General features: G+C 65.4%; 1 pseudogene. It reads right to left on the reverse strand.

The window, feature by feature from the left end:
* A pseudogene (locus tag AZSI13_RS18365) lies at positions 1-758 on the reverse strand (MBG domain-containing protein); the annotation flags it as partial.
* Between the last annotated feature and the right edge of the window lie 150 nt (positions 759-908).

Genomic DNA, 908 nt, shown 5'->3' on the forward strand with positions numbered 1-908 from the left:
ACGATGGAGCGGGGGGTGATGGTGAGGGCCCCGTCCTGATAGGTGATGGCGTAGTTGCCGGCCAGGCCGCTGCTGAAGGCGGCATTGCTGGGCGTCAGGGCAAAGCTCTGGCCCGCATTGGCGTTGGCGGTCGCAGCAGACGAGACGCTGGCGTTGCCCAGGACATCGCTACCTGCCAGGGTGCCGGCGGTGAGGGCCAGGGCGCCAGCGGTGGGATTGGCGTCGCCATAGATACGGCTCTGGTCGGCGGCCTTGACGGTGATGGCCCGAGGGCTGACGGTGAGGGCGCCATTACTGTAGCTGATGGCGTAATTGCCGGAGGTCAGGCCACTCGGGGTAAGGGTGTAGTTGCCGGCATTGACCGCCCCCTGGGCATTGCCGCCGTAGCCGAGGCTGCCACCCAGAACTGCTTGGCTTTCACCATTGACGAAGCCGCTGTAGCTGACGCCGTTGCCGCCGCTCCAGGCCTGGCCGTCATAGACCTTGCTGGCATTACTGGCGGTAACGGTGAGGGGCGCCTTGGCCACATTCAGGGCGCCATTGACGTAAGTGATGGCGTAGTTGCTGGAGGAAAGGCCACTCGGAGCGATGGCATAGCTGCCGGCATTGATGGCACCGAAGGCGCTGCCGCCGTAGCTCACGGCGCCGCCCAGCACGCTGGCGTTCTCGCCGAGGACAAAGCCGCTGTAGCTGACGCCGGGCAGGCCGTTCCAGGCCAGGCCGTCGTAGGTCTTGGCGGCATTACTGGCGGTGACCATCAGTGGGGCTTTGGTGACGGTCAGGGTGCCATCCTGATAGGTGATGGCGTAGTTGCTGGCCAAGCCAGTGGAGAAGCTGACATTGGATGGGCTCAGCACATAGCTCTGACCGGCCTGGGCGTTGGTGGCGGCGCTACTGCCCAGGCTGGC

Origin of the sequence: Azospira sp. I13, from assembly GCF_003112695.1 — a bacterium.
Classification (GTDB): Bacteria; Pseudomonadota; Gammaproteobacteria; order Burkholderiales; family Rhodocyclaceae; genus Azospira.